Annotated in this window: 25 protein-coding genes and 1 pseudogene; 2 read left to right on the forward strand and 24 right to left on the reverse strand. The window is 38.0% G+C overall.

All coding sequences use genetic code 11. The features are described 5' to 3' along the window. Positions 1-317 precede the first annotated feature (317 nt). The 15 genes from ISX45_RS07960 to ISX45_RS08030 form a co-directional block, all read right to left on the reverse strand. Positions 318-1,061, reverse strand: coding sequence for a LytR/AlgR family response regulator transcription factor (locus tag ISX45_RS07960; RefSeq protein WP_181556064.1), 744 nt, complete (start codon positions 1,059-1,061; stop codon positions 318-320). Between the two features lie 47 nt (positions 1,062-1,108). Further along, positions 1,109-1,420 (reverse strand): STAS domain-containing protein, encoded by a 312-nt coding sequence (locus tag ISX45_RS07965; RefSeq protein ID WP_181556063.1) that lies wholly within the window; start codon positions 1,418-1,420, stop codon positions 1,109-1,111. 21 nt (positions 1,421-1,441) lie between these two features. Further along, on the reverse strand, positions 1,442-3,520 hold the full coding sequence (locus ISX45_RS07970) for a FapA family protein (RefSeq protein ID WP_181556062.1): 2,079 nt from the start codon (positions 3,518-3,520) through the stop codon (positions 1,442-1,444). A 6-nt stretch (positions 3,521-3,526) separates the two neighbouring features. After that, positions 3,527-4,378, reverse strand: a complete 852-nt coding sequence (locus tag ISX45_RS07975) for a PP2C family protein-serine/threonine phosphatase (RefSeq protein ID WP_181556061.1) — start codon at positions 4,376-4,378, stop codon at positions 3,527-3,529. Continuing rightward, positions 4,378-4,695 carry an STAS domain-containing protein gene (locus tag ISX45_RS07980; protein WP_181556060.1) on the reverse strand — a complete coding sequence of 106 codons (318 nt, stop codon included), beginning with the start codon at positions 4,693-4,695 and terminating at the stop codon, positions 4,378-4,380. The genes ISX45_RS07975 and ISX45_RS07980 overlap by 1 nt, the downstream gene beginning before the upstream one ends. Before the next feature lie 61 nt (positions 4,696-4,756). Continuing rightward, entirely contained in the window at positions 4,757-6,325 is a 1,569-nt protein-coding gene (locus ISX45_RS07985; RefSeq protein ID WP_194520452.1) for a methyl-accepting chemotaxis protein, read from the reverse strand. Between the two features lie 23 nt (positions 6,326-6,348). After that, complete coding sequence (locus ISX45_RS07990; RefSeq protein ID WP_228485673.1) at positions 6,349-7,836, reverse strand: class I adenylate-forming enzyme family protein; 1,488 nt, start codon at positions 7,834-7,836, stop codon at positions 6,349-6,351. Beyond that, on the reverse strand, positions 7,833-8,066 hold the full coding sequence (locus ISX45_RS07995) for an acyl carrier protein (protein WP_181556057.1): 234 nt from the start codon (positions 8,064-8,066) through the stop codon (positions 7,833-7,835). The genes ISX45_RS07990 and ISX45_RS07995 overlap by 4 nt, the downstream gene beginning before the upstream one ends. Positions 8,067-8,076: 10 nt before the next feature. After that, positions 8,077-9,111: an alpha/beta hydrolase gene (locus tag ISX45_RS08000; protein WP_194520453.1), complete on the reverse strand. Its 1,035-nt coding sequence runs from the start codon at positions 9,109-9,111 to the stop codon at positions 8,077-8,079. Continuing rightward, entirely contained in the window at positions 9,098-9,946 is an 849-nt protein-coding gene (locus ISX45_RS08005; protein ID WP_228485674.1) for an ATP-binding protein, read from the reverse strand. Before ISX45_RS08005 ends, ISX45_RS08000 begins: the two co-directional genes overlap by 14 nt. A gap of 136 nt (positions 9,947-10,082) precedes the next feature. After that, on the reverse strand, positions 10,083-10,802 hold the full coding sequence (locus tag ISX45_RS08010; protein ID WP_181556055.1) for an SDR family oxidoreductase: 720 nt from the start codon (positions 10,800-10,802) through the stop codon (positions 10,083-10,085). Between the two features lie 2 nt (positions 10,803-10,804). Continuing rightward, positions 10,805-11,626: a 6-carboxytetrahydropterin synthase gene (locus tag ISX45_RS08015; RefSeq protein ID WP_181556054.1), complete on the reverse strand. Its 822-nt coding sequence runs from the start codon at positions 11,624-11,626 to the stop codon at positions 10,805-10,807. Positions 11,627-11,682: 56 nt separating this feature from the next. Next, positions 11,683-12,405 (reverse strand): EAL domain-containing protein, encoded by a 723-nt coding sequence (locus tag ISX45_RS08020; RefSeq protein ID WP_194520455.1) that lies wholly within the window; start codon positions 12,403-12,405, stop codon positions 11,683-11,685. 268 nt (positions 12,406-12,673) lie between these two features. Next, positions 12,674-15,304, reverse strand: a complete 2,631-nt coding sequence (locus ISX45_RS08025; protein ID WP_194520456.1) for an ATP-binding protein — start codon at positions 15,302-15,304, stop codon at positions 12,674-12,676. 103 nt (positions 15,305-15,407) lie between these two features. Further along, on the reverse strand, positions 15,408-15,641 hold the full coding sequence (locus ISX45_RS08030; RefSeq protein WP_194520457.1) for a hypothetical protein: 234 nt from the start codon (positions 15,639-15,641) through the stop codon (positions 15,408-15,410). A 20-nt stretch (positions 15,642-15,661) separates the two neighbouring features. Here ISX45_RS08030 and ISX45_RS08035 point away from each other — a divergent pair, with 20 nt between their 5' ends. Further along, the gene (locus ISX45_RS08035) at positions 15,662-15,883 is read left to right on the forward strand and encodes a hypothetical protein (RefSeq protein WP_194520458.1); all 222 of its coding nucleotides are present in this window, start codon (positions 15,662-15,664) and stop codon (positions 15,881-15,883) included. Between the two features lie 302 nt (positions 15,884-16,185). Here the strand turns inward: ISX45_RS08035 and ISX45_RS08040 are convergent, their stop codons facing one another. The 7 genes from ISX45_RS08040 to ISX45_RS08070 all read right to left on the reverse strand — a co-directional run bounded on the left by ISX45_RS08040 (position 16,186) and on the right by ISX45_RS08070 (position 23,414). Next, complete coding sequence (locus tag ISX45_RS08040; RefSeq protein WP_194520459.1) at positions 16,186-16,383, reverse strand: hypothetical protein; 198 nt, start codon at positions 16,381-16,383, stop codon at positions 16,186-16,188. A gap of 865 nt (positions 16,384-17,248) precedes the next feature. Next, positions 17,249-17,551, reverse strand: coding sequence for a DUF5634 family protein (locus ISX45_RS08045; protein ID WP_194520460.1), 303 nt, complete (start codon positions 17,549-17,551; stop codon positions 17,249-17,251). 24 nt (positions 17,552-17,575) lie between these two features. Next, positions 17,576-18,187 carry a sporulation-specific diadenylate cyclase CdaS gene (cdaS, locus tag ISX45_RS08050; RefSeq protein WP_194520461.1) on the reverse strand — a complete coding sequence of 204 codons (612 nt, stop codon included), beginning with the start codon at positions 18,185-18,187 and terminating at the stop codon, positions 17,576-17,578. A gap of 87 nt (positions 18,188-18,274) precedes the next feature. Next, positions 18,275-20,320 (reverse strand): sensor domain-containing protein, encoded by a 2,046-nt coding sequence (locus ISX45_RS08055; protein ID WP_181556048.1) that lies wholly within the window; start codon positions 20,318-20,320, stop codon positions 18,275-18,277. A 166-nt stretch (positions 20,321-20,486) separates the two neighbouring features. Continuing rightward, positions 20,487-20,693, reverse strand: a complete 207-nt coding sequence (gene copZ / locus ISX45_RS08060; protein ID WP_194520462.1) for a copper chaperone CopZ — start codon at positions 20,691-20,693, stop codon at positions 20,487-20,489. 20 nt (positions 20,694-20,713) lie between these two features. Next, positions 20,714-23,092, reverse strand: coding sequence for a heavy metal translocating P-type ATPase (locus ISX45_RS08065; RefSeq protein WP_194520463.1), 2,379 nt, complete (start codon positions 23,090-23,092; stop codon positions 20,714-20,716). 13 nt (positions 23,093-23,105) lie between these two features. Then, positions 23,106-23,414 carry a metal-sensing transcriptional repressor gene (locus ISX45_RS08070; RefSeq protein WP_181556124.1) on the reverse strand — a complete coding sequence of 103 codons (309 nt, stop codon included), beginning with the start codon at positions 23,412-23,414 and terminating at the stop codon, positions 23,106-23,108. 226 nt (positions 23,415-23,640) lie between these two features. On the opposite strand from ISX45_RS08070, the pseudogene ISX45_RS08075 reads away from it, so the two are divergent. Beyond that, positions 23,641-24,138: pseudogene (locus ISX45_RS08075) on the forward strand (NUDIX hydrolase). A 136-nt stretch (positions 24,139-24,274) separates the two neighbouring features. Here the strand turns inward: ISX45_RS08075 and fhuF are convergent. Continuing rightward, positions 24,275-25,000 (reverse strand): siderophore-iron reductase FhuF, encoded by a 726-nt coding sequence (gene fhuF, locus ISX45_RS08080; protein ID WP_194520464.1) that lies wholly within the window; start codon positions 24,998-25,000, stop codon positions 24,275-24,277. Then, positions 25,000-25,812: an ABC transporter ATP-binding protein gene (locus tag ISX45_RS08085; RefSeq protein ID WP_181556044.1), complete on the reverse strand. Its 813-nt coding sequence runs from the start codon at positions 25,810-25,812 to the stop codon at positions 25,000-25,002. Before ISX45_RS08085 ends, fhuF begins: the two co-directional genes overlap by 1 nt. Positions 25,813-25,827: the final 15 nt, after the last annotated feature.

Raw genomic sequence — 25,827 nt, forward strand, 5'->3', positions numbered from 1 at the left:
ATATCTCAAACCAAACTGCGTGGTGCCATGATGGACTCCCTCACGCAAAAATAGCCAATGACTACAACAATTGAGTTCGTCGGAAACAAAAACGTCGAAACAGTATTATTGGAACGGATCCGTTTCGATGACTTCCATTCGTTCGATAAATATCTCCATGGGTGTGAAACTGCGTTAGAAGTAATTTTCTTAGCTCATACCTATGTAGTTCTTAGTGCAGTTGAACAACAACTATCATCACGGGTAATGAACCTTCAACCTAGGGATAAAAACTTCTTATATATCAAGATTATGTACAATGATATGAATAACATGCGTCATTTAATTTTATGAATATTAAGGATCTTCCTTTGAACTTCATTTATCTTTAATTTGGAAATGTATGCAAACTTATTGCTGTCGATAAAATAGGCTAAATAAGTTTCCCCTGCTGGTTCAATTTTTACTATTTTTTCTAAATTCACGATATAAGAACGATGAGTTTTGAAAAAATAATCGTCTAATTTATTTTCAATTTCGTTTAGAGTCTCTGTCGTTTCATATCTTTCATGTGAGGTATGAACCACTGTTTTTCGATTTTCTTTTTCTGCAAACAAAATATCTTCCATAGGAAGAAAAAGAATCGAATTTTGCGACTTGATACCAAGCCTTTTGTTTTTGGCTTTTATTGATAAGTTAGTTTGATTTGATAACTGGATTAGTCTGCGAGCTTTTTCTAAGGCATTAAAGAGACGCGTTCGTTCAATCGGTTTGACAATATAATCTGTTGCAGAGATTTCAAAAGCTTCAACAGCAAATTCGTCATAACCAGTTATAAAAATAACCTGTAAGGTAGGAAGCAGTTGTTTGCATAACTTTACCGCTTCCATCCCATTTAGATCAGGCATGTTTATATCCACTAACACAATATCAGGTTTTTCTTTCAAGACCAACTGAACAAAATCTTCCCCACTTGCTGCTTCCCCGACAATTTTATATTGTGGTAATAAATGAATGAAGTGACATAAAAGAGTTCTAGAAGACACGTTGTCATCTGCAATAATAATTTTCAAAGAATCCATCTATTGTTCCACCTCCCCCCCTTCTCCTTCCTCATATAAACACTACCTCACTTTACAAATATCTCCTCACCCAATATTTCTTTCAATTGAATGATTTTAAATACTTCCTCTACCTCAGGCTGTGTGCCGGAAATCATTACATGTTTATTTTCTTGTTTTAATGTATTTACTAAATTAATAAGTAAACCAATTCCGGTAGAATCTACAAACAGGACTTCGGATAAGTTTATATGAATCGTTTCGAAAAATTGTAATTCCTGTATAATTTCTTCCATTATTTCGGTAACTTCGATATCTAAGTCTCCTTTGAAATAAATAGTTACACTCTGTCCGTCTTGAACCAATTCATATGAAAACATACAGTATCTCCCCGCTCTCCATTAATTAAAAACAATTTGTTCTTTTTCATTCAGAGAAGCCTCAACAAAATGCTGTTCTTTTTGAAAAGTGTATTTCACCTTACCGATTTGAATAACCGTTCCTTCCCTAGCAAGTTCGATTTTAATTGTTTGATCGGACGGAACAATGATACGCGTCAAAACACCTGTCTCTGAGCCTGTCTCTTTAATCGTCGCACCTAGCCGTGCATACACTTCTCCTCCACGTACTACTCCGTTGATTTTCAAAGAACCTCCTGCATGAATTTTACAATTATAGCATCCCTGCCCTAGCACTGCTACATCGCCGCTGCAATATATTGTGCTATTTAATGCATACAATAACTCAACATAGCTATTTTGGTTGTCTTCAGTTTGACTTTTATTTACTAATTCTCTTATATTCGCTAGCAATATTGTAAGTTGTTCAAGAGAATGCCACTCATTTGGAACGTGAGCAAAGAAACAGAGACGGAATTGTTCAGAAAGATCAAGCCAGCTTTGCTCTAGCAAACGGTTTCCTTTTTTGCTAACCTCCATATATTGTTTCGTCGTTGTCACTAGTACGCGGAATTTATGACTTAACAGTAATTTAATTAAAGGAAACAGGCCATTTTGCTTCAAATCAGTCACTTTAAACGCTGAGGAAGCCATTAATTGTTTAATAGAGAGAATTAATTTTTCGATATGTTCTTCAATAATACTTAATAAATGGACTAACTCTGAAATAAGTATGTTATTTTTCCCAGAGGAAATTTGACTTCCAATGACATTTTGCCGAATAAAAATCGCCTGTTTTGATATAATATTCGCCCGGTTAACGTTTTTGAATATTGTAATATTTCCATCCGCTTCAACACTCATTCCATCTTCAACATTGCCCAGTATATCTACATCCCCTTTAAAGCGAATGTTGCCCGAAGCAATATCTACATCCCCTTGATGAATGAACTTTTCAATAATAGATACTTGAACTAACATTCCTTTTTGTTCAAAATAAGGGCGCCCTGTTTCGGTAGCAACAATTTTTGTTCCATTTTCTACTGTTGTAACCCCTTTCCCTAACTGGACTTTGACTGGATAGGTAGGTTGGGCCGGAATCGGCTCATTCGTTACTGTCATACCAGGCAGCCCAGGAACTGGGGGATGAACAATGGCAATCACTTGTCCTTTACGAACTGTTGGGATATTTTTTAATTCCCGAAAATCTACTGTTCCATCTTCACGAAGCTTCGGTCTCATTTGTTGGATATCAACATTTACTTTTAACTCTATCCATCCATTTTTTCCTTCTTTCGGTTTTATGCCTCTAGCAATAATAAAGCTACTAATCTTTTTAGTATTTACTGCATTTTTAATTTCATTAAAGTCAATCCCTCGAACAACATTTAATGTTTCGAGCTCCTGTAATATTTGTTCATACTGAAGGTCATTTCGAATCTCAATGTGTTCCTCTGCGTTCAGCTCAATATGATAATCAGGTTCAATGTCTTTTATCGTAAAACTTTTTCTCATTCCTGGTTCTATATGTAAAATTACATTTAATTTGTCTCGATCGATCGTTATATTCCACTTAGTCTCTGTAACTTCTTCTTCGACTTTAATGTCAAATTGGTCAGTTTCTGTTACTACCGTTGTACCTGTGACTAATTCATTATTTTTAAAAAGCTTAACACCTCGTCCGACCGTAATCGTTGGATAGTGCAGAGGAGAGGGCTTACAAAAAATTTTCCCATTTTTCACCCACACTTTTCCTTCGAGTTCATCTTGTAAACATAGCTTTTGAATTTCTTGTTTTTCATCAGTCATAGATACATGTGAATTAAAATCTAAATTTTTAATTACCTCTTCAATATCGTGAACACTATTAAACTCACGAAGTTCCTCTTTATTTTCTTTCTTTCGTTCTTGGGTTTTTGTAAGTTTTACAATGGCGGGTTTGGAACCAATACGTAAAATCCCTTTTGTTTCCTTTTGAATAATTTCAATCAGCACTTCCTCACGAGTACTTTTCAGAATCTCTAATCCTATATTGATCGCTTCTTCTATATTACGTCCTTTAGAAATGATCGTTTGTCCCATTTTGCTCTACTCCTTCGAGCTGATAAAGGAAAAGTTTGTTTTTGTCATATCACTTTTTTTATTGACTTTCAGTATTACCATCGTAATATCATCCTTTTGCGGAACTCCTTCCGTAAATGTATGAATTGCTTCAACTACATGCTTCCCGATTTCATCCACATTTTTATCTAAATGTTGTAATAAAGTGTTGATGAGACGTTCACGTTTAAATTGTTCCCGATCTTTATTCTCAGCTTCCACGATACCGTCTGTATAAAAGAAAACCGTGTCGTTCTCTTCTAATTCCACTCTCTTTTCTTCGTATACGTGGTCAGTAAAAGCACCAACCATAATCCCTAACGCTTTAGGGAGCTCCATTACCTTTTTTTCCTTTCCTTTTACAAGCAAAGGCATATTATGACCTGCACTTGCATATGTAAGAACGTTCGTTATTGGGTTCCAATCAGCACAAAACAAAGTGACAAATGATTTTAATAAGCGCAAATCTTGACAAAGAGCTTTGTTCATAGCAGTCAGCGTTTCTGCAGGGCCTTTCGTACTTTCTGCTGCACTACGAAAAGCTCCACGCGTCAAAATCATCAACATAGCCGCTGGGATCCCTTTTCCCATAACATCGCCAATGACAATGCGAACTTTGTCATTTTCTAAAGGATAAAAATCATAGTAATCTCCGCCTATTAACCTTGCAGGGATGGAAATTCCCTGTATTTCTGCATCCCTTATACTTGGAATTGAGCCATTTAACAGCTTTGTTTGAATATTTCTCGCTAAATTAATCTCTCGCTCTAACCATTTCTCCATAACGTGATCATTCGAAGAGGTTAGTCCATGTACATGTTTATACTCATTCAAATACATTAGACCACCTCCCCTTGAACCGCTTCCAGCACCTTGAATAAACCGACTGTCTCCAAAATATCGTAAATTTGTTGGTTGATCCCCCGTAATTTAATTAGAAATTGTTTTTCTTTTGATAAATAGATAACTTCCATTATCGCACCGATGCCAGTAGAATCGATAAATTCTAAATTAGAAAAATCAACGATTAACTCTTCAATATCCTCGATTTCCTGAATATAAGTTTCAAATAAATGAGCGGTAGATATATCTAAAATTCCTTTGATCTTTAAGACGACAGTCCCATTCGAATACTCCCTTTGAACGGCTAATGTCAAATTGATTCCCCCCTTTAGCGAGAATGTATAAATCAACGAACTGCTTATCTTCTAACTCCTTTTAAAGTTTAAAACGGCTTATTTGCTGAAGCAGCGTATTAGCGATATTTGAAAGCTCCTTAGATTGTCCATGTAGAGATTGCAGTAAATCAGATAGCTGAATGGTCATCTCAGTCGTTGTTGCAGTCCGATCATTTGCTATTTGTCTCATGGCATCCATTTTGTCAAAAATCGCTTTTGTGTTTTCGTCATTCGGTAAAGTGTTTAGCACTTCTTCGATTTCATCTAAAAATTCGTGGATTTCATGCAACTGTTCCCTTGACTGAATCGTTGTTTCTGTTGATAATTCATACATCTTCTCAACCGATTGCGAAGCTTCCGCCTCTAACATTACAGATAGACGTTGAGTTTTTACTGCTTGTTCTCTTGTATCTGACACCAGCGAATGTAGCTTATTTACCATTTTATTTACGCTATTTGATAAAATCTCCAACTCACTGCCATCTTTCACCCGGCTTTTCACTGTTAAATCTCCATCAGCTAACAGCTGGATTTGTTCTTTCACTCTTTGAATGTTTTCGTAAATTTGATTAAAAAACGGAACTGTGATTAAAAATAAAACAAGTAAAGATAGTAAACTTGAAACCATTAAAATAATCGAATATTTATAAAATGGTATTGTCATTTTACTGTAATCTAATGCTAAATAAATGACTCTGTTATCATTAATTGGTAAAAAAACTTTGTACAGTTTTTCGCCATTTACTTTTTGTAGTGAGATACGTTTTACTGGATGGTCTACCATTTGTTTAAGGATTTCCACATCTTCTTTCGTTTGATATTTAAAATCACCATGCTCCACTTTTCGTAATGGAGGATAAAAATTCATTTCTAAACTTGGATTTTTAAAAACTTTCGGATTAAGAACAGAAATTTCTTTCACATAAGGATTTCTTTGTTCTATTTGACTAATCAATCGTCCCGGTCCTACTTCTTGCGTAAATTTATATACTTCCTGTGCCTCTATGAATGGATTGACGATATAGTCTGAACCAGGCGGATGATAGTATGCATACTTGAAAAATAACGGTTGCTCCTTATGGGAGCCGGATTTAACGATTGGAAGAACTAATATACTTTTATCCGTATATCCCTCTTGAACTACCGGCTCTTCCCCTTTTAAAACGGCGTTCATATTTCGATAAACAAGTTCTCCGTAGCTTTTTGTACTAAACCCGATGTCTTTCACATCTGTAGATTTAACCGCTACAATATCGTTATCTTTTCTAGCAAAAATCGTTAAGCCTGCTAGATTGAAATCCTTTTTAATTTTTAGCAATTGTTCATTTTTAATATTTTCGACCTTTTGAGTCTGAAGAAGATCACCAATGTGTTTGGCTATAGCAATCATTTTGAAATCAATTTGCTGCTCAATCATTTTTGAAGCTAAATCCGTTTCCTCTATCCCTCGTTCGATACTGTTAGCAATTGGAGTAGATTTTTCGTAAATATTAGATTTTATTTGTTGGTTCATAAAGTAAACTTGAATCCCTGCCGACAAAATAGCAATAACGATTAATAAAGAAAATACTTGTGTCAAAAACCGTCTTCTTAATGTCACGTGTTTCATGCGCTAGCTCCTCATGTTTGGCTTTATTTATAGTTCTTCTCTAACGCCCATTGACGTAATGTCACTTTATCGACTTTCCCTTGACTTACAGGAATTTCATCCACGATAAAAATTTGATCAGGTACTTTATATCTTGCTACTTTATCTTGGCAAAAGGAATAAAGCTCACCCGTATCTACTTTTCCTCGTCCAACAACAAAGGCAACTACTTGTTCTCCAAAAATAGAATGTGGAACCCCAACAACTACCGCTTTTTCAACATTTGGGTGATCAGTGAGTAGCTTTTCAATTTCACCTGGAATCACTTGTTGCCCGCCTTTTTTAATCATATCCTTTTTGCGGCCAACAAATTCAATCTTCGCTCCATTCGTAACCCGGACCAAGTCACCTGTATAAAACCATCCATTTCTATAGACTTCTTCCGTTAAATCTGGGCGCTGATAATAGCCTAAAAATCCGTTTGGTGTTTTAACAGTAAGCTCGCCGATTCCTTCGTCAGAAACGTTTACTACGTTAATCTCTGCTCCTGGTGTTAAAGCCCACTCTATTCCTGTTCGGATATCATTTTTACTGAACATAATACATCCGAGCTCACTAAGACCGTACATATTTATCATTTTGCAATTTTTGATGGATGACACTGTCTGGATAAAGTCTGGTGAAATACTTTCACCTCCAAGCCCAACTATTGTTAATGGTTTATAAAAGGTATCTTCATCGTCTCTTGTCAATAAATATAATGCTCTAAATAAAGAAGGGCTTGTAACGAGCTTATTAGCTGAATGTTCTTTTAGTAACTGAATAATATCTGGAAAGCTAAATGATTCAGTCACAACAAAGTGTACCTGCCTTTTAATAGCTGTTAGTAATAAACATAGTCCGAATAATCCGGAAACAGGAACCATACCAAACAATCGATCCTCTTTTGAAAGCACCATTGAAGTTGATAATGCTTCAGCTGTAAATTTAATAAATTCTAAATCAACCATTACTCCTTTGGGAATACCAGTGCTACCAGATGTACAACCTATAATATCGATACACTCATTTTCAACAGGTTTCGGAGGTCCTTCGACTACCAGTGTGCCCCAATTCAAGCAATTATCAGATTCAAAAATAACGGTTTCTTCTTTTATAGAATGCGCCCAATCATAGACTGTTTTAGAAAAATCAAAGCCATTATATTGCTTAATCGTAAAAACGATATGTGGTTTGATAAATTCAAGAATTTTTGTTAAATCATCTTTTCTTAAAAATGGGCTAATTGGCACTATAATCCCTTCCAGTTGGTTAACCGCCAATAATAAATTTAAAAAGCTCGGTACACTTGGAACAATTAATGCGACCCTTTTCCCACGGATTGCTCCTATTCGTTTTAAAAGAGAAATATATGTTTCTACACCTTTTTGAATATCGTATAACGAAAAATCTCCTGTTTGCGTTGTTAAAACTTTTTTATTTACATCTAAGTTTTCGCTATTAAAAATCCATTGATATAAGCTCCCCATCATTCCCTCTCCTTGACGAAAGACTCATATAACCCACCTACGGTTTGAAAATCTAAACGGCTTTGAATCATATGTAACTCTAATTTTAATTTTGCTGCTACTTCAATAAGTAGATTCACCATTTGTAATGAATCAATTCCTAAATCGTTTCGAAAGGAAGAATTTTTGTTAATTTGTTCTACCGGTATTTTCGATATTTCTGAAATCAATTGGCGAAATTCTTCAAAGCTCATTTTTTCACCTTCATTTCTCTTGAAACCATGTCATAGCGTACTGACGGATTTCAGGAAGTTTGTAGTTACAACAATGACCCTCGTCATCGAACTCTAAAAGTTTCTTTCCATTTGGCAAATGTTGATATAAGTTATAGATATCTTCACTGGATACCATAACATCTTGCCTGCCATGTATTAATAGAACTGGATTGCGAAATGCTAACTTTTCAAAACAAGGTAACCATTTATCTTCTTGTTCGCTTACAAAGCGTACTCGCTCCGTAAAGTAATCAGGCAGGCTGATTTCTTCGCTTAAAAATGCTGGCGAGACCGCAACAGCTTTCACCACTTTTGGATGACAGCTACTATAAACGGCCCAAGAAGCCCCTGAACTTGTCCCAAACACATAAATAGGCAGTGAGAAATTAGAAGATGCAAATTCAATTAATAAATTGACGAACTTTTCCCACCGTTTTTTCGTTCCTTTCAAACTGCTAAACACATATGTCTCCCCTTGACCTGGACCGTCGAAGCTGATTGTGACAAATCTCTTCTCTAAAAAATCCATTTCATACGTAAAAAGCTCTTCTTTTGTTGAATCTAGAGGATTAATTATAATGATGATCCCTTTTGGGGCTGAAGGAATGCAAACTCGTCCAAAACATTTTTTCTGATCTACATCTAGTTGAACATAGTGTGTTTCAATATGCGATAAATCATCAGCAATTCGAACAGCTTTAAGACTTTGGTTTAACCACTTCTTTTTTTCGTCATTTCTCTCTGGTATAAGCCATTGCATTAAATGATAATAAAGACCGGCTGTCCGAAATACGATCTCCGCTTCTACACTTGGAAGCGCCTCTGCTTTTTGCATCAATAAGTCTGCAAGTGTTCCCCATCTTTTCATCCAATCTTCTTTACTGGAAAGAGAGGAGCGAACAAATATAATGTCCTCTCGTTTCACGCCATGCACAATCCAGCGATCCCAAAATCCATCGATGAACTTAGCTGTAAGAAGAGTTTTTTCGATCGTACTCATGCTTCTTTCTTTATCCAGTAGCATTTAACCCCTCCCCCTTTCCTTCTTCCAGTTCGAAAATTAAAATCAGTGTAGAACCTCGCGGAGATGTAAATAATAATATTTTTTTTGCAATTTTCATCATTAGCGTAAACCCTTGCCCTAATGACTTCTTTGTCGAATATCCAGCAAGTAAAGTAGTTTTTGGTAATTCTTTCACAGAAAAACCCGGACCTTTATCCTCCACAATGAACCGCAATTCATTTGTCAATTCATCTTTTACTAAAGTCATTTTTCCTTCTTCGGCATGTTTGATAATGTTAGTAATAGCTTCAGATACTACTAGTAACCAGCTCATCGCAACCGATTTGCTAATTCCCATTTCCTCAAAAATCTCTTTGACTAAATTTCTGCATTTCGGAATATCTGAACGCGTCTTAACCTCTTCTTCACAAACGACTTTCCCCTTTTTAAATTGCTCGATTTCTTCTTCCTTTATTAGCAAAAATTTTTCTTGAGTAGCCGCATATATAACATCGCGATATACTTCCCACTTTTCATCACTTACTACTTGTTGTTCAGGAGTTCTCGGCTCCTCTTTCTCCGATTGAGCTAAATCACCAAACAATTCATCTTTGTAGATGTCATATGCTTTTAACATTGCGTTAATGATGTCTGTATTTTGGTTCAATGTGTTTACTTTTGCGGGAATATCTTCACCACTTCTCCCCCATTCGAGCAGTGATTCGCTTAAATAAAGTAAATATCTTGCTTCATCCGTAGAGGCATTCTTGAATGTCTTGTTTATTAACGAATCATAAAGAAATAGTTCCGTATCTTTCGAGTTCATTCCAATATATTGCCCCAGTTTTCTTGCCAAAAACCCTCTTTTCGTTCTATACAATAGCTCTGATAAAGGCAAATCCGGGGTACAGAATAAGGAGGAATGATTGGTTGAATGATCGGTTCTACGAAAGAAACTTTTAAATATTCCTGCCACTGTCCCACTCGCCTCCTTACAATATTCCGAGAGGCGGTGTAATCACTACTTCATCAATGGAAGCGTCCTCCGGTTGTATCAGTAAATAAATGATATGTTTGGCTAATGTCTCTACTGAAATCATCTTTCTGATATCCGGTTTAGGTTCGATATTATCCCAAAACTTGCTGTTTACTGCCCCGGGAATCACCGCTGAAACATATACACCATGGGATCGAAGCTCAGCTTGAAGAACTCGCGTTAATCCTAATACGCCAAATTTCGATGCACAGTATCCCCCACAGCCGGGTATGGCCGTTATTCCTGCGATGGATACAATGTTCAAGATTCTCCCATTCTTTTGCTCTATCATATGTTTCCCGAAATACTTCGAACAAAGGTAAGTACCTTTTAAATTTACAGATATCATCATGTCAAAATCTTGTGTATCTGACTCTAAAATACTTGCAAAAACCCCTGTTCCAGCACTATTAATCAGTACATCTACCGAACCATATTTCTCAACTGTATCCTGAAAAAATTTTTTAACAGAATCTTCGTCTGAAACATCTACCTCAACAAGCGAAACACTACTCGCACGCTCGAACCCTTCCAAACTGAGATTTGTAATATTACGGCTCCCCAAAACTAAGTTAGTACCGAAATTAGCCAATTGTCTCGCGGTTTCATATCCTATGCCGCGACTGGCTCCTGTAATGACAATCGTTTTTCCTCTTAATTTTTCAAAATCGAACATGCTTATTGCCCCTTATGTGGACCGAAATATTCAAAGTAGTTTCTTTGTGTTTCCCAAAGACCAATTTTATAAAGGTTTGAAATATGTGGAGATAGAAGTTCCCAAATGACAATAGCTATATTTTCAGATGTCGGGTTTATTTCCTTAAACTCTTCAGTGTCTAGGTTGAGATGTTTATGATCAAACTTTTTTATGACCTCTCTATCCACGATTTCATCAAGTTCCATTAAGTTAACGACCATGCCCGTAATAGGGTCAGGTTCACCAATTACGGTAACTTCTAAATAATAATTGTGACCGTGGCCGTACAAATTATTGCATTTCCCGAATAATTTTTGATTTTCTTCTTCTGTTAACTGATGACTATGCAAACGATGCGCACTGCTGAAATGATATTTTCTTGTTAGCTGCACCAACTCTCCTTCCTCCTTTACCGAGTAAATATCATCATTTTCTTGTAATCTGATTTTATGAAGCTTACAACCGTTAAATCGAGGTTCTAACGAATTCCAAATATATGTAGCTATTACTTCGGTAGTAGGGATGTGCTTTTGAAAGTAAAAATGTTCCCGGTTCAAAAATTTTCCGTCCAGTTCGTTTTCAACAAATTTTTTAATAACGCGATCAATTTCTGTAATGTTTAATACGATACCTGATAACGGATTTACATTTCCTTTAACAGTTACCTCCAGTTGATAATCATGACCATGGCCGTTTGGATTACTACATAACCCAAAAACTCTTTGATTTTCCTCTTCACTCCAACCTTCAATCCGATAACTATGAGCTGCAGAAAATTCACTTCTCCGTGCTAAATACAACACCGTTTTGCACCTGCCAGTAATAAAGTTTAATATTATTTTCAACCAAAATCATTATTTTAAAATAATTTTTGAGGTTCTCCTAAAAGATAACCTTGTGCCGCTGGTACTCTTAGTAATTTTGCTTGAGCTAAATCAATTTCTTTTTCAATCCCTTCCAACACTAACACCATTTTTCTCTTACAATAGTTTGCTAGTAAAGAAATCATTTGCTGCTTTTCTTTATTCATGGCTAGCTCTTCTGAGAAATACCGATCCAACTTGATATAGTCTGGTTGAAATTCAATGATCCTTTGAAGCGTGAATACTCCTTTTCCAACATCATCGATCGCCACATAAAATCCATATTTTTTTACAATTTGTATTTTCTCTTTTAACTGAGCAGTCTCCCAAATGTCTTCTTCATCCCTAGTTTCATTCAGCTCAAATACGATTCGGTCGCGTATCACTGGATACTTTCTAATTAAATCATCTAAGAAATCCTCAAAATGCTCATGAAGGATCGTTGAGGGATAAATATTTAAAAATAGTAATTGTTTATTTAAGTGAGAAAAAGGAAAATTAGATATTGAATTCTCAATAGCCATAGTGTCAAGTTCGTATAAACATCCTTCTTCCCTGGCTCTTTGAAACAAATGCTCTACATTTGGTACAGCTTTATTTACAACACGCATTAATGCTTCATAGCCAAATATATTCCAAGTATCTAAATCCCAAATCGGTTGATAAACATGTTCAAATTGCTTTCCCTCAACCAGCCACGTTCTAATACAAAAATTCATAGGATACTCCCTCAATTCACAATTTGATATGCGACAGCAGCTAACGTACACCTTATACAACCACTTACTTTGAACATCCCTATGTGTGAAATTGAATATAATTTTTTTCTTCCTGTTTGTCTAATCATCTATGCGCATATCAGACAACTATGATTCCTTATTAGAATAGAGACGGGACATATTAGACATTTTTTCCGACATTTTACGACATTATCTTGCAAAAACTGATAAAAAAAGAGAATTGCCCCAACTGAAGAGGCCAATTCTCTTACATTTCATCCTGTGTAAAAATTTGTTCTAGTTTTCTTAAAAATTGTTCAACTTCTAATGGTTTTGTAATATATTCCTTAAATCCTTTTTTTAATGCTTTTTGTATTTCGATGGGCATGGCATTAGCACTAAGGGCTACCACAGGAATTTTGTTTGTTCGTTCATTCCTTTGTAATTCCTCTAATACCTCATATCCATTTATGTCTGGAAGGTTTATATCAACAAGAATTAGGTCTATTCTCCCCTTAAAAGCAATATCTAAGCCGTCTCTTCCACAGTTCGCAGAAAATAATGAGAAGCTGGGAAACGATTCGAATATTTTTTCCATTAATTTTAAATTCGCTAGGTTGTCCTCAATATATAAAATGTTCTTTCGTCCCATTTGCGACAATCTCTCTACATACAAATGAGTATAATTCAACCGTTCGCTAGAAAAAGTAATATCTTTCATGGCGGGAAGACTAATCCAAAAATCACTGCCTACTCCTAATTTACTTTCTACTCCAATGGATCCACCCATTAATTGAATAAGTTGCTTGACAAAAGCCAAGCCAATACCAGTGCCATCGACTCCTGTCCCCTGTATTCGGTAAAATGGTTCGAAAATCCTGTCACATTCTTCTTCAGGAATGCCGATTCCGCTGTCTTTTACATGTATATATATCTTTCCTCCTTCACTTCTCCCGGTAATTATCACTCTGCCATTTTCACGATTATATTTTACTGCGTTATCTAATAAATTTAGTAAAATTTGTCTAAATCTTGTGGAATCAATATACACGTAATCATGTTCATCTAGTCTTACTTGATTAATGATTTGTATATTTCTCTTGTTTGCCAAAGGCTGAATTAATTTGATACTTTCATCAATAATGGAATCAGGTCTAATAACATCATAAGTTATTTTTAACTTTCCAGTTTCGATTCTCGCGAGATCCAATATTTCATTTACTAGATTCACCAAATGCCGGGCGCCATTTAATATTTCTTGTACAAATTCCCGTTGTTGGCTGTTTAAAGAATGATCCATTTCTAACAATTGGGCAAAACCTAGAATCCCATTTAATGGTGTCCGGAGCTCGTGGCTCATTTTCGAAATCAGTTCCGACTTAGCCTCGTTTGCTTTTTCTGCTTCTTCTTTTGCACGAATAATAGCCTGCTCCATATTTTTTCGTTCCGTAATATCAATCGCGGAACCAATGACCTCAATGACTTTGCCATTTTTTTTTACGGGACAAAGGCTTGCTAAATAACTAATACCATTTATGTTACCTTCGCAATATAACGTTTGTCCCTCCCAAGCTTGCTGATAATATGCCATTTTCTGATCAGCAATAGACTTAGGAAAAAAATCATGCAAGGTTTTTCCTATAATATCACGTGAGGATAATCCTAATTTGCGAAGCAACTCGCCGCCACACAATGTATGGATAAATGATTCTCCTTTTTTAACAAATTTAAAAATCAGCCCTTGCTGTCGACGAACTGTATCTTGCAAATCTCTTTGTGCTTTTTCAATACGTACTTTATACTTGAGCAGTTCTGTTATATCTCTTCCAACAGCAAATAACCCGATTGTTTTTTCATTGTAAACAATCGGAATCAAAGTGATTTGCATAGGAATTTCTTTTCCATATTTATCTATAATGGAAGCAACAAAACTACAAGAATTTCCTTGCTCTATTTTTCTAAATCCTTCCTTAATTTTTTTATGTTCCTTCTCTGGAAAAAAAGAGTAAAAAGAGGTTGAAATTAATTCATCCGTATTTCCCCCCAATAATTCTGTCCCTTTTGGATTTACACTCATAATCACTCCCCGAAGATTCACCGATAACACTAGAGATGGACTATAGTCGAATAAACATTTATAATGCACTTCAGTCAATTCTTTCAATTTTAATACTCCATCACGGTCTGCACAGGCAATAAATATCGTCGCAAGCAAGATGATTAATATAATAAAACCGATCACATAAGTTAAATGATTAATTGAAACCATAAGGGCGGAAGAACGAATCCCAAAATCCATATCCCCTTGAATGTAACAAAATGAAATTCCTTTCATCACCGTATAATGCATTGCTGAAAGTCCACTTCCCACCATGACGGAACAAGCCATTTTTTTTAAAAAGTTATACTTTGAATGATGATTGATAAAAAAGAATGAAAAAAATACAGATAGAAAGGAAACGGAAAATGCAGCAATAATTGATAATAAAATCAAATATTTATTACAATAGATTGATAATCCTGTTTCTAGGTAGGACATCCCAATATAGTGCATTAAAATCATAGACATTCCTATAAAAATACTGCCAATTATGACGGCAGAAAATTTTGCTTTGGAGCTTCTTACAAAATATAAGGCAAAAAAAGGGCCTAACACTGCTAAGAAAAGTGAAAAAATAGTTAAAGCAGTATTATCCAATTGATACCCTAACATCCCTATAAAATGCATGGACCAAATTCCTAAACCTATTGTTGTTGCTCCAATTAATATCCATATTGTTCTATTCGTTTGACCATGTATGGTTCTTAACAATACATTGAGAGATAAACAAAAAGAAATAATAGCAACAATCATGAAAAGAGCCACTATCTTTAGATCGTGATATCCTGTAACACCCATGCCTACCTCCTTGTAATTGTTTCATATTAAAAATGAATTTATACAAGTCAACAATTGCAGTATGAGTCAAATTTTCGCGGAAGCTTCTTCCCCTTTTTTACTTTTAAAATAGGATTGTTTGTAAGCGTTTTCTATACTTTTTCTCCTCTTTCATTTCTCTCTTTCCGCCTTGTTTTTTAAAACTTTTTATGGATTCCGCCCCCCCCTGTCCACATTCACATGGAGAACTTGGTTGGATATCCAAAAGGGGAAGGTTGTCTGAATAACTTCGATAATTTCTCAGCGCTTCTTTCAATCCCCATTGCTTCATATGTCCCTTGATATCTGTTTCTTTCATATCTTCAGTGAAGCGTCACATTGGCTCAATTGCACCGTTTTTCATCAGACCGATCCATCTCACTGGCACCTGTTTCCATCCAACTGTATTTTGATTTCATTCGTCCGGCAAAGCCCCACATTATCGCTTCTATTGATTCCATCGCATGGTATTTGCATGTTTCAACACGTCCCGGTAATCATAGATATACGATCGATTCGCTTCAAGCCATGCCACAAATCACTCCCATTCGTGCACCTTAGATCAAAAATCCGCTCTAGCGAACGCAACAGGTCGGCAAGACCTTCTCGTCATATTGCACCAATGCTTTCCGATACATCTCTTACATCTCTTTATGATTCTGTAGATAGGTTTTCAGTCCCCTGGCAATATGGGATCGATCAATATGTATACATCCCCCGGTACACGTCACAATCTAAAGAACTCCCTCTCCGTTGATGACTAACCATGCATGGTGATCCTGCGCATAGTGTTGGTATAAAAACTCTTCAACCCCCTTCTTGATGATAATTCTTTTTTGTACGAGCCGGATTTGTTTTTTCTCTTATTTTCGTCCTTTGTGAACGACTGCGACTTTCTGTTCTTTATATTTCTGTTCGTGTCGCTGCATATGGGTAACGACTCCGTCCCCCTCCACAAACAACACCATCGCAGGAGCTTCCGCATACGCTGGTTTTGTCTTAACGTGACATGCTAATAGGCGTTGGCGAATCATCTTATGACTATGGACTTGATACGTCATAAACATCTCTAATTGATAGGCTGTATTCGATACGAAGGACCGCTGCACTCAGTTCGATGATCTAACAAAACCCCCACTTTTTGTTTTCCTGCCCCCGATCATACCGATATCGAAATGTAACTGGACCGAATACAGTATCAATAGTTGTCTTTTATATCTCCGATGGTCCCGCTTTTCTCGAGTATTTCACCAAGAGGATTTCATATCTACACCATCAAATAGAAAATAATCCCTATAATTCCTGAAATAATCCGATTCTAGCTCTTTTCAATTCATTGAAAACATGGTATCTGTCATTATAGAGGACCTTCCTTTCTTGAGAGTTTAGTTTTGTCACCTATTACTATATCAAGAAGGGAGTCCTCTTTCTTTATTTTTGCTTATCATCCTCCACCAACATTTTAGTCCATATACAATTTGCATATTTTTACAAAAAGATGATTAAAAATGGACAGTCTACAGAAAGAATAGCTCTTTCCCTAAATCAAAAAGATATGTTATATGTTAAAAAATAAGCATCAACCATATTCATGGAAGTATTCAAAACACGGAATAGTTACGATGTTCCCATATCAAAACTTGATTCGCAAAAATTTTACCTGCTTCAATATCCCCTACTATTGGAGAGCGCTATTAATAGAATTTCTAACATAAAAATTCAAGCCATCTGGACTGATTACATGATCATTTTTTAGAATGATGAACTTTTACAATGTTGAAACCGAAACCGGTTTAAACAGCAATTATATAAATAAAGTTAGAAAAGAAGCCCTACATGCGACAAGCGATGTTGCTAAACAGAGTTAAGCAAAAAGCTATCTCTCTGTTTAGCCTATTATTTTGTTGATATAACACTAAATGTATTCTAAATTCGCTCTATATCAGCCCATGCTTCATCGAGCGAATGGTATTCGCTCTGCTCCTTGCCGTTTACACGAACTGTCCATTCCTGTTTTTGCAAAGCGAGTTCACCGCGTTCATTTTTTACAAACGGCATGTGAAGAACGATCATGTGGTCATCTTTGTTAACGGTATATCCCATGTAATACTGATTCCCTTCCCCTTCTTCTTCAAAAATGCCGACTTGATCGAGGTTGTATATGTCCATGATCGGTTGTAATGTGTCGATCAACTCTTTGATCATCACACTTCTTGGTACAAATTCCATCTTTTTCGCTCCTTTTCCTTATGTTCAAGAACGTAACGCGTACAATTGCCCGTTAATCGCGAACGAAATGGTTCCAGTTTCTTCAGAAACGACGATGACGAGGGCATCGATTTGTTCTGTTAACCCGATGGCAGCACGATGACGGGTACCTAGCTTTTTTCCAGAAGTGACATGTTGGGCTAGCGGTAAAATGTTACCGGCGGAAACGATTTCGTCATAACGGATTAATGTTCCGCCATCATGAAGCGGATTGCCGGGATAAAAAATTGTCTCTAACAACGTATGGGAAACTTTCGCCCCTATTGGGATTCCGTGGTGTAATAAATGGTCAACTGAATCATTTCGTTCGATAATGATCAAAGCACCATGTCGCCGTTCTGCCAAATGTTTTGCTGCAAGCGATAAATCGACATAATGCGGTGTATACGCCGATAAGTATGAATGGAGATAAAAGGAAGCAGCCATCGTTTGTACCCGGACAATGTGCTTTTTTAATGTTTCTAAGCGCGACAATATACAGCAATTCTCCTCAAACAGAGACTGGCGCATTGCTTCTGCCTCTTCAATAATTTCATGTAAAGAACGAAGAACTTGCTCTTTCATCGGTTGATCTAGCGGTAACGATTCCCCAATCATCTTACTCCCCCATCGTCGTTCGTTTATCTTAGTTTGTGAAATGTAAGAAAAAAAACAATTAGAAATAATAAGCAACCACCCTAACGCTCAAACATTAGAGTGGTTGCCTTCTTGGAGAAATACAGTTTGATTATACGCTTCCAGCCATTGCTGCAATTTTTCTGCTTCTAACGACTTACTAAAATAAAATCCTTGGGCAAAATCACAATGCATTTGTTGGAGGAGAGATACTTGATTGTCCGTCTCCACTCCTTCCGCTAACACTTTAATGTCTAAACTTTTCGCTAAATGGATAATTGTATCCACAATCGTAGCATCTTTCGAGTTTTCGGCAATTCCTTGAATAAAGCTGCGGTCGATTTTTAAAAGTGAAACCGGCAAATTGCGAATATAGGCTAGCGAGGAAAAACCTGTGCCAAAATCATCGATCGCCACTTGAATACCGACGTTTTTGAATTCCGTTAAAATATGTTTTCCTGTCTCAATATTCTCCATTAAACCGCTTTCTGTTACTTCCAAAATTAGACGTTCCGGCGCGAAGCCCGTGTCTTGTAATATATGTATAACATGATCAATGAGCTCTTTTCGATTTAATAAAAACGGTGACAAATTAACCGCTAGGTTTAAATCTGGAAAGTGCGCTTGCCATTCTTTTACTTGACGGCATGCCTGTTCGAGCACCCATAGCGTAATTTCGAAAATAAATCCACTTTGTTCAGCAAGCGGAATAAATTCAAGCGGCGGAATTTCTCCTAACGCCGGATGCCGCCAGCGCAACAATGTTTCCACACCCATTGTCGATCCGCTACCAAGCTCAATTTTCGGCTGATAACATAAATAAAGCTGCTCTTGTAAAATGGCAAAGGGCAAGTCTTGTTCAATCATCGCTTTTCGGTTTTGCGCGGGACGATAAAATTCATATCCGTTTCTTCCGCGTTCTTTTACATGGTAAAGCGCTTGATCGGCATATTTCATGACCTGCTCAATCCGTTCGCTATCTTTTGGAAAAAACGCAATACCAATTGAAAGCGTTGACTGAATCCGTTGTTTTTCGTAATAAAACGGTTGATGAAACGTTTGAATAAGCTCGTCGGCTAGCTTTGTGACGTCCTCTTTCGTCACATTCGGCAACAGAAGAACGAACTCATCTCCTCCAATTCGAGCGAAAAAATCTTCTGTCCGTAGCACGCTTCGCACGCGCTTAACCGCTTCCTGCAAAAAATAATCGCCTGCTTGATGGGAAAAATGATCGTTAATCCATTTGAATTTATCAAAATCTAAATAACATAGCGCAAAGGTTGTCTTGTCATTGACAAGCTGCTTGATACGCCTTTCAAAATAAGTGCGATTCGCAATTCCGGTTAACGAGTCGAAATAAGCTAGTTGGCGCAATTTCTCTTCATATTTTTTCCGCTCACTAATATTTTTCGCCGTCACAATGACATAATCAAGCGATCGCTTTTCATTTAAAATCGCTTTCCCTTGTGCCTCCATCCATATCCATTCACCTTGTTTGTTCCGCTTACGAAATTCCACTGTTTGTATTTCGTGTGTACGGTATAACTCTTTGAATTTTTCTTTGACTACAGGTACATCTTCCTCATACACATAATTCCATAATTGATGTATATCTCCTTCGTCGATCTCGCCAAAGGTGTTTTGGAAAGAAGGAGAAATATACATGAGCTTTCCGTGATTGGAAAGGATAAGAATGTAGTCAGATGAATGCTCGGCAATTAATCGAAACCGCCGTTCGCTCTCTTGAAACGCCCTTTCCATTTCTTTTTGTTTCGTTATATCACGCAGTATGCATACGATATAAGCAACGTTTCCACTTTCATCAAAAATAGGGGAGAAAGCAGCACTTACAGGTACGTCGTCTCCGCATGCTCTCTTCGCTTTCCATTCTACGTTTGAGATCGACTCTCCGGCTTTCACTCGTTTTAGCAAATGACGAACAATCTCTATTTCATCTTTCTGCAACCAAGGCAAGTGTCCATGTGCCATATCAAGCTTGTTCCAGCCAAGCAACGTTTCGCACGCTCGATTAACATAGACAACTCGTTCAGTCGTATCGAAGATGACAACGGCATCATTAAAATGATAAAAAAAAGCAGCAAACTTGTCTGTCATATAAACGATTACCTCTCAGCTATATTTTCGTTATTCCTATGAAAAAGCTGCCTTTGAATCATTTTATATTCCTTCAATTCCATTTTTACGGAAATAGCACGAAAAATCAACAAATTTTTTCAATAAAAATGGCAAAACGACATTTGCCGCTTTGCCACGATACAAGCTATGCCACGTCGTATCCTTGCTCTTCAATCGCTTGTTTCAATGCAGCGATGTCGACTTTTGTTGCGTCAAATTCAACATCAACCTTTCCTTCCTGTAAATAAACCGTCACATGATGAACACCGTTAAGCCCTTCGAGAGCTCCTTTCACCGCCTTTTCACAATGTCCGCAACTCATGCCTGATACAGATAATGTTACTTTTTCCATCGTGATCATCCTCTCTTTTTCTATAGTTTGATTCGTTTTAAACGGAGTGAGTTCGTTACAACAGACACAGAACTTAACGCCATTGCCGCCCCGGCAATCCACGGGGCCAACAGTCCCATAGCGGCAATCGGAATCCCCGCTGAGTTGTACGCAAGCGCCCAGAATAAATTTTGGCGAATGTTTTTCATCGTTCTGCGGCTTAATTCAATCGCTTTCGGAATTAACGTTAAATCGCCGCCAACAATGGTAATGCCCGCTGTTTCAATCGCCACATCTGTACCGGTGCCAATCGCAATGCCAATATCAGCCGTTGCAAGCGCCGGCGCATCATTGATCCCATCGCCGACCATGGCAACGATTTTTCCTTGTTGTTGAAGCCGCTTGACATAATTCGCTTTGTCTTCCGGCAACACTTCTGCAAACACATGATCAATACCGACTTGAGAGGCGATTGCTTTCGCTGTTCGTTTATTGTCGCCAGTGACCATATAGACGTCAATACCGAGATGTTGCAGTTGCTCAATCGCTTGTTTCGCTGTTTCTTTGACGATATCTGCGACGGCGATGACACCGACGGCCTCACCGTCAATCGAGATAAGCATCGCCGTTTTTCCTTCAGATTCATATGTTATTAATTGCTCTGTAAATGCTGTATAATCGACTTTATGGTCTGCCAGCCATTTTCTCGTTCCGACAAGTACGGTTTTCCCATTGACTTTTGCGATAATTCCATGCCCCGGAACAGCTTCAAATTGCTCGGCTTCATAAAGCGGGACTTGTTGTTCGCTCGCATAGGCGATAATCGCTTCTGCAAGCGGGTGTTCCGACCGCTTTTCTGCCGCATAGACGTAGGTCAGCGTTTCTGGATCGTTTGCCACAAAATCCGTGACAACAGGTTTTCCTTTCGTAATGGTACCCGTTTTATCAAGTAAGATTGCATCGATCCGCTGAGCGGTTTCTAAATGCTCACCTCCTTTAAAAAGAATGCCATGTTCTGCCCCTTTTCCTGTTCCAACCATAATCGATGTCGGCGTCGCTAAACCTAGTGCGCACGGACAAGCGATGACAAGCACTGAAATTGCTGCTTCAAGCGCACCCGGCACATCATAAGGGCGAATGAAGAAAAACCACACCAAAAACGTGACAGCTGCCATCATCACGACAATTGGAACAAAATATGATGAAATGCGGTCCGCCATTCGTTGAATCGGTGCTTTGGAACCTTGTGCTTCCTCGACGATTTTGATAATGTTCGCAAGCGCTGTATCTTTTCCTACCTTTGTCGCTTTGATAGTGATCGTTCCGTTTCGATTCATTGTCGCACCAATCACTTGATCACCGGGATCTTTCGTCACAGGAATCGATTCACCGGTAATCATCGACTCATCGACGGACGAACGTCCGGAAATGACTTCCCCATCGACAGGAATTTTTTCGCCAGGTTTTACGATGATTTCGTCGCCGACGACGACATGTTCAATCGGTACCTTCGTTTCCACACCGTTCCGAATGACCGTCGCTTCTTTCGCTTGCAAGCCGACTAATTTTGAAATGGCCTCTGTCGTTCGTCCTTTAGCTAACGCTTCTAACAACTTCCCTAACAAAATCAACGTAATGAGGATCGCACTTGTTTCATAATATAAATGTGGCATATAAGCTGGGTTGCTCACCGTCCGAACGCTTTCAGCAAAACTATATGCATAAGCAGCTGATGTACCAAGTGCCACGAGCACATCCATATTGGCACTTTTATTTCTTAATGCTTTAAACGCCCCGACATAAAAGGGCCAGCCGATGTAAAATTGAACCGGCGTCGCTAATACAAACTGGACCCACGGATTCATTAAAAAATGTGGCGCCGGTAAACCAAAATGCCCGACCATCGTATAAAGAAGCGGCAGAGACAGTAAAGCGGAAACATATAATTGTCGTTTTTTCTTGTTGATTTCTTTCTGTTTCGCTTGCTGCTTCTGATCTCGCTCTTCTTTCACTTTCGCCTCATAGCCAAGCTGTTTGATTTTTTGTAAAATCTCTTCGCGTTCAACTACCCCCGGTTGGTATTCAACGAAGGCAGATTCTGAAGCGAGGTTCACGGTCGCCTTTGTTACGCCGTTGAGACGATTTAGTCCTTTTTCAATACGTGACGCACACGCTGCACATGTCATGCCGTATACATCGAGTTCTAGACCTTCCGTCGTAACGCCGTAGCCAAGCTTTTCAATTTTTCCAACAATATCGTTAGGGCTCATACGATCCGTATCGTATTCAACCGTTGCCGTTTCCATCGCCAAGTTGACGTTCGCCTTTACTCCGTCCATCTTATTCAACACTTTTTCGATTCGCGCTGAACAAGCGGCACACGTCATTCCGGTAATGCCAATTTGTATTTGTTTTTTCATCACTTTCCCTCCATTAAGATTTGGAGAATTGCGCCAATACTTTCATCAATTCTTCAATCGCCTCGTCTCCGCTTCCTGCTTCGATTGCTGTCCGTACACAATGTTGCGTATGACGTTCGAGCAAATGGAACCCCACTTTTTTCAATGCCGCTGTCACCGCAGACAGTTGAATGAGTACATCAACGCAATACCGATCGTTCTCAATCATCTTTTGAATGCCGCGTACTTGACCTTCAATCCGCTTCAAACGATTTACTAATAATTCTTTCTCTTTTTCATCGCGCGGCTCGGCTAATTTCCTTTCTTGTTCGTGATGACACATATCATAAGACATTGTTTTCACCTCTTCACCTATACAATACCCCAGTACGGTATATAAGTCAACGATTTTGCTTTATGATATTTATAAAGGCTTTGTTACAAAATGTTGTTGATTTTCTTGTTCAGTTAACAGGCGGTTTAGTTGAAGAAAGCCAATTCTAAAAAAATGAGCATTTCTTCTTACTAATGGTAAAATGAGGATGATGCAAATTAGAGAGGGGGATTTCGTGTATAAACAAACTTTGTGCTTCATTAGAAGGAGTAATGAATTACTTATGTTAAATCGTGAATTCGCATCGGCTAAGGGAGTATGGAATGGGGTAGGTGGAAAGGTAAAAAATAATGAAACGCCATTAGAGTGTGTGATTCGAGAAGTGCAAGAAGAAACAGGTATTGACATAAGCGGCTTTCAGATTGAATTCAAAGGCATTGTTACATGGAAAGTGGATAATGCCTATTCTGACGGAATGTATGTCTTTCTTGTCGATATACCCGATGATTATTCATATCCCACACCTAAAAAAACAGATGAAGGTATTTTAAATTGGAAAAATACACCTTGAATATTGGGTGAAAAAAATGATGGCGTAGGAGAAATGATACCGAGATATTTACCTTTAGTTCTTACTGAATCGAAGAAGTATGAACATAGCTGCGTACTTATAAACAGCAAACTAGTTGAATTTACATACAAAGAATTAAAAGAAGATAAAGTACAGATTTAACTTGTTATATGAACGGGTGGCAGTAGTTGAGCAAGACTAATTTATTTCAATCTTTTTTAGTGCTCTAAACATCAACAGAGAAATGCAGCAGATCTGTAAAAACCATCCCCTCTTGCCATCAAGAAGGAGATGGTCTTTATGGACGCCGCACTGGACATGTCCGACAATGGGAACGAGCTGCTGTCTGATAGTGAAGGCAACACGTTGTCCGTTGGCGAATGCCGTTTGTTTCTTTCCAAAAACGCCCTAATGGGTTTTTAGGATAGGAGCCGAATAATGTTCCATCTGCCTGTTGAACAACAAACTGAAAATCGTCACGAAGTCGAGCATTAATATCCTCTAACGCCTCGTCTTTGAGCAATGTTTCATATAACCAAAAGATGTAAATCGCTGTATTTTCCCATAGTGTTAACGGAGAAATTTTCGTCATTTTCTGTAACTGTTCAATAACAGGAAAAATATGTTCCGCAAACAGCAGACGAATCGTCTCTTGCCGCCACGCGTTACGATTGCCATCAGTCACTTCGTATTCTAACTTTTCAAATCGAAACGTCGGTAACCATGCTTTCTCCTCATCGTCCGTTTCGATCCATATACGATCGAATGACAATGAAAGCCGCTTATTCCATACGGACATCGCATAAAGCGACATGACAGCAATAAAGCTATATCGCTTCATAAAAATGGACGCAGCGACTGTCTTGTTCGCCGCTCTGATTTTCTGCTGCACAGCTTCCAAATAGGAAAGGAGCGTTCGTTCATGAAACAATCGATCAACCCGAATCGATAATAACGAAGCCGTTCTGGTTGTTGAAAGGCGAAATTTTTCTAATGCTTTTATTTCATCGGGAGAGAGAAGCATTACGAAACGCCTTCCTTTTGTAAAATGCATCTTCCCTTGCCGTATGGAATGCAAAGCGGTGTTCCAAATAATGGATCATACGTGACTTGGCAATCCATTTGAAACACATCTTTCACAAGCTGACATGAAATGATTTCCTCTGGCTTTCCTTGGGCATATATACTTTTATCGCGAATCGCGACGATATGATGAGCATAGCGGCACGCAAGGTTTAGATCATGAAGAACCATAATAATCGTGCGCTTTTCTTTTTCGTTAAGCTCAAATAACAAGTCGAGAATTTCGATTTGGTGCGTCATATCCAAATATGTCGTCGGTTCATCTAGCAAAATAATGTCCGTATCTTGTGCTAACGTCATCGCAATCCATGCTCGCTGCCGCTGTCCTCCGGAGAGCGAATCAACAGGACGCTCAGCCAATTCGATCATTCTTGTCGCCTCAAGCGCGCGCTGTACCGCTTTCTCGTCTTCCTCCGTCCATTGTTTCAACCATGTTTGATATGGGTAGCGACCTTGTTTGACAAGCTGTAGAACAGTCAGCCCTTCCGGAGCGGTCGGCGATTGTGGCAAAATCGCCAATTTTTTTGCCACCTCTTTTGTCGGCAATTTTGCAATTGCTTCCCCTTCAAGCAATACAGTGCCGCTTGTCGGTTTAAGCAATCGGGCCAATGAACGCAATAACGTCGACTTCCCGCAACCATTTCCGCCAATAAAAACGGTAATTTCTCCTTTTGGGATGCTTAAATTTAATTCATTAATAATAATTGTGTTTCCGTAAGATAAGGTTAGCTCTTTCGTTTGTAATGCATTCATCCTATCCCCACCTCT

Origin of the sequence: Thermaerobacillus caldiproteolyticus (assembly GCF_015326725.1) — a bacterium.
In the GTDB taxonomy this organism is placed as follows: domain Bacteria; phylum Bacillota; class Bacilli; order Bacillales; family Anoxybacillaceae; genus Thermaerobacillus; species Thermaerobacillus caldiproteolyticus.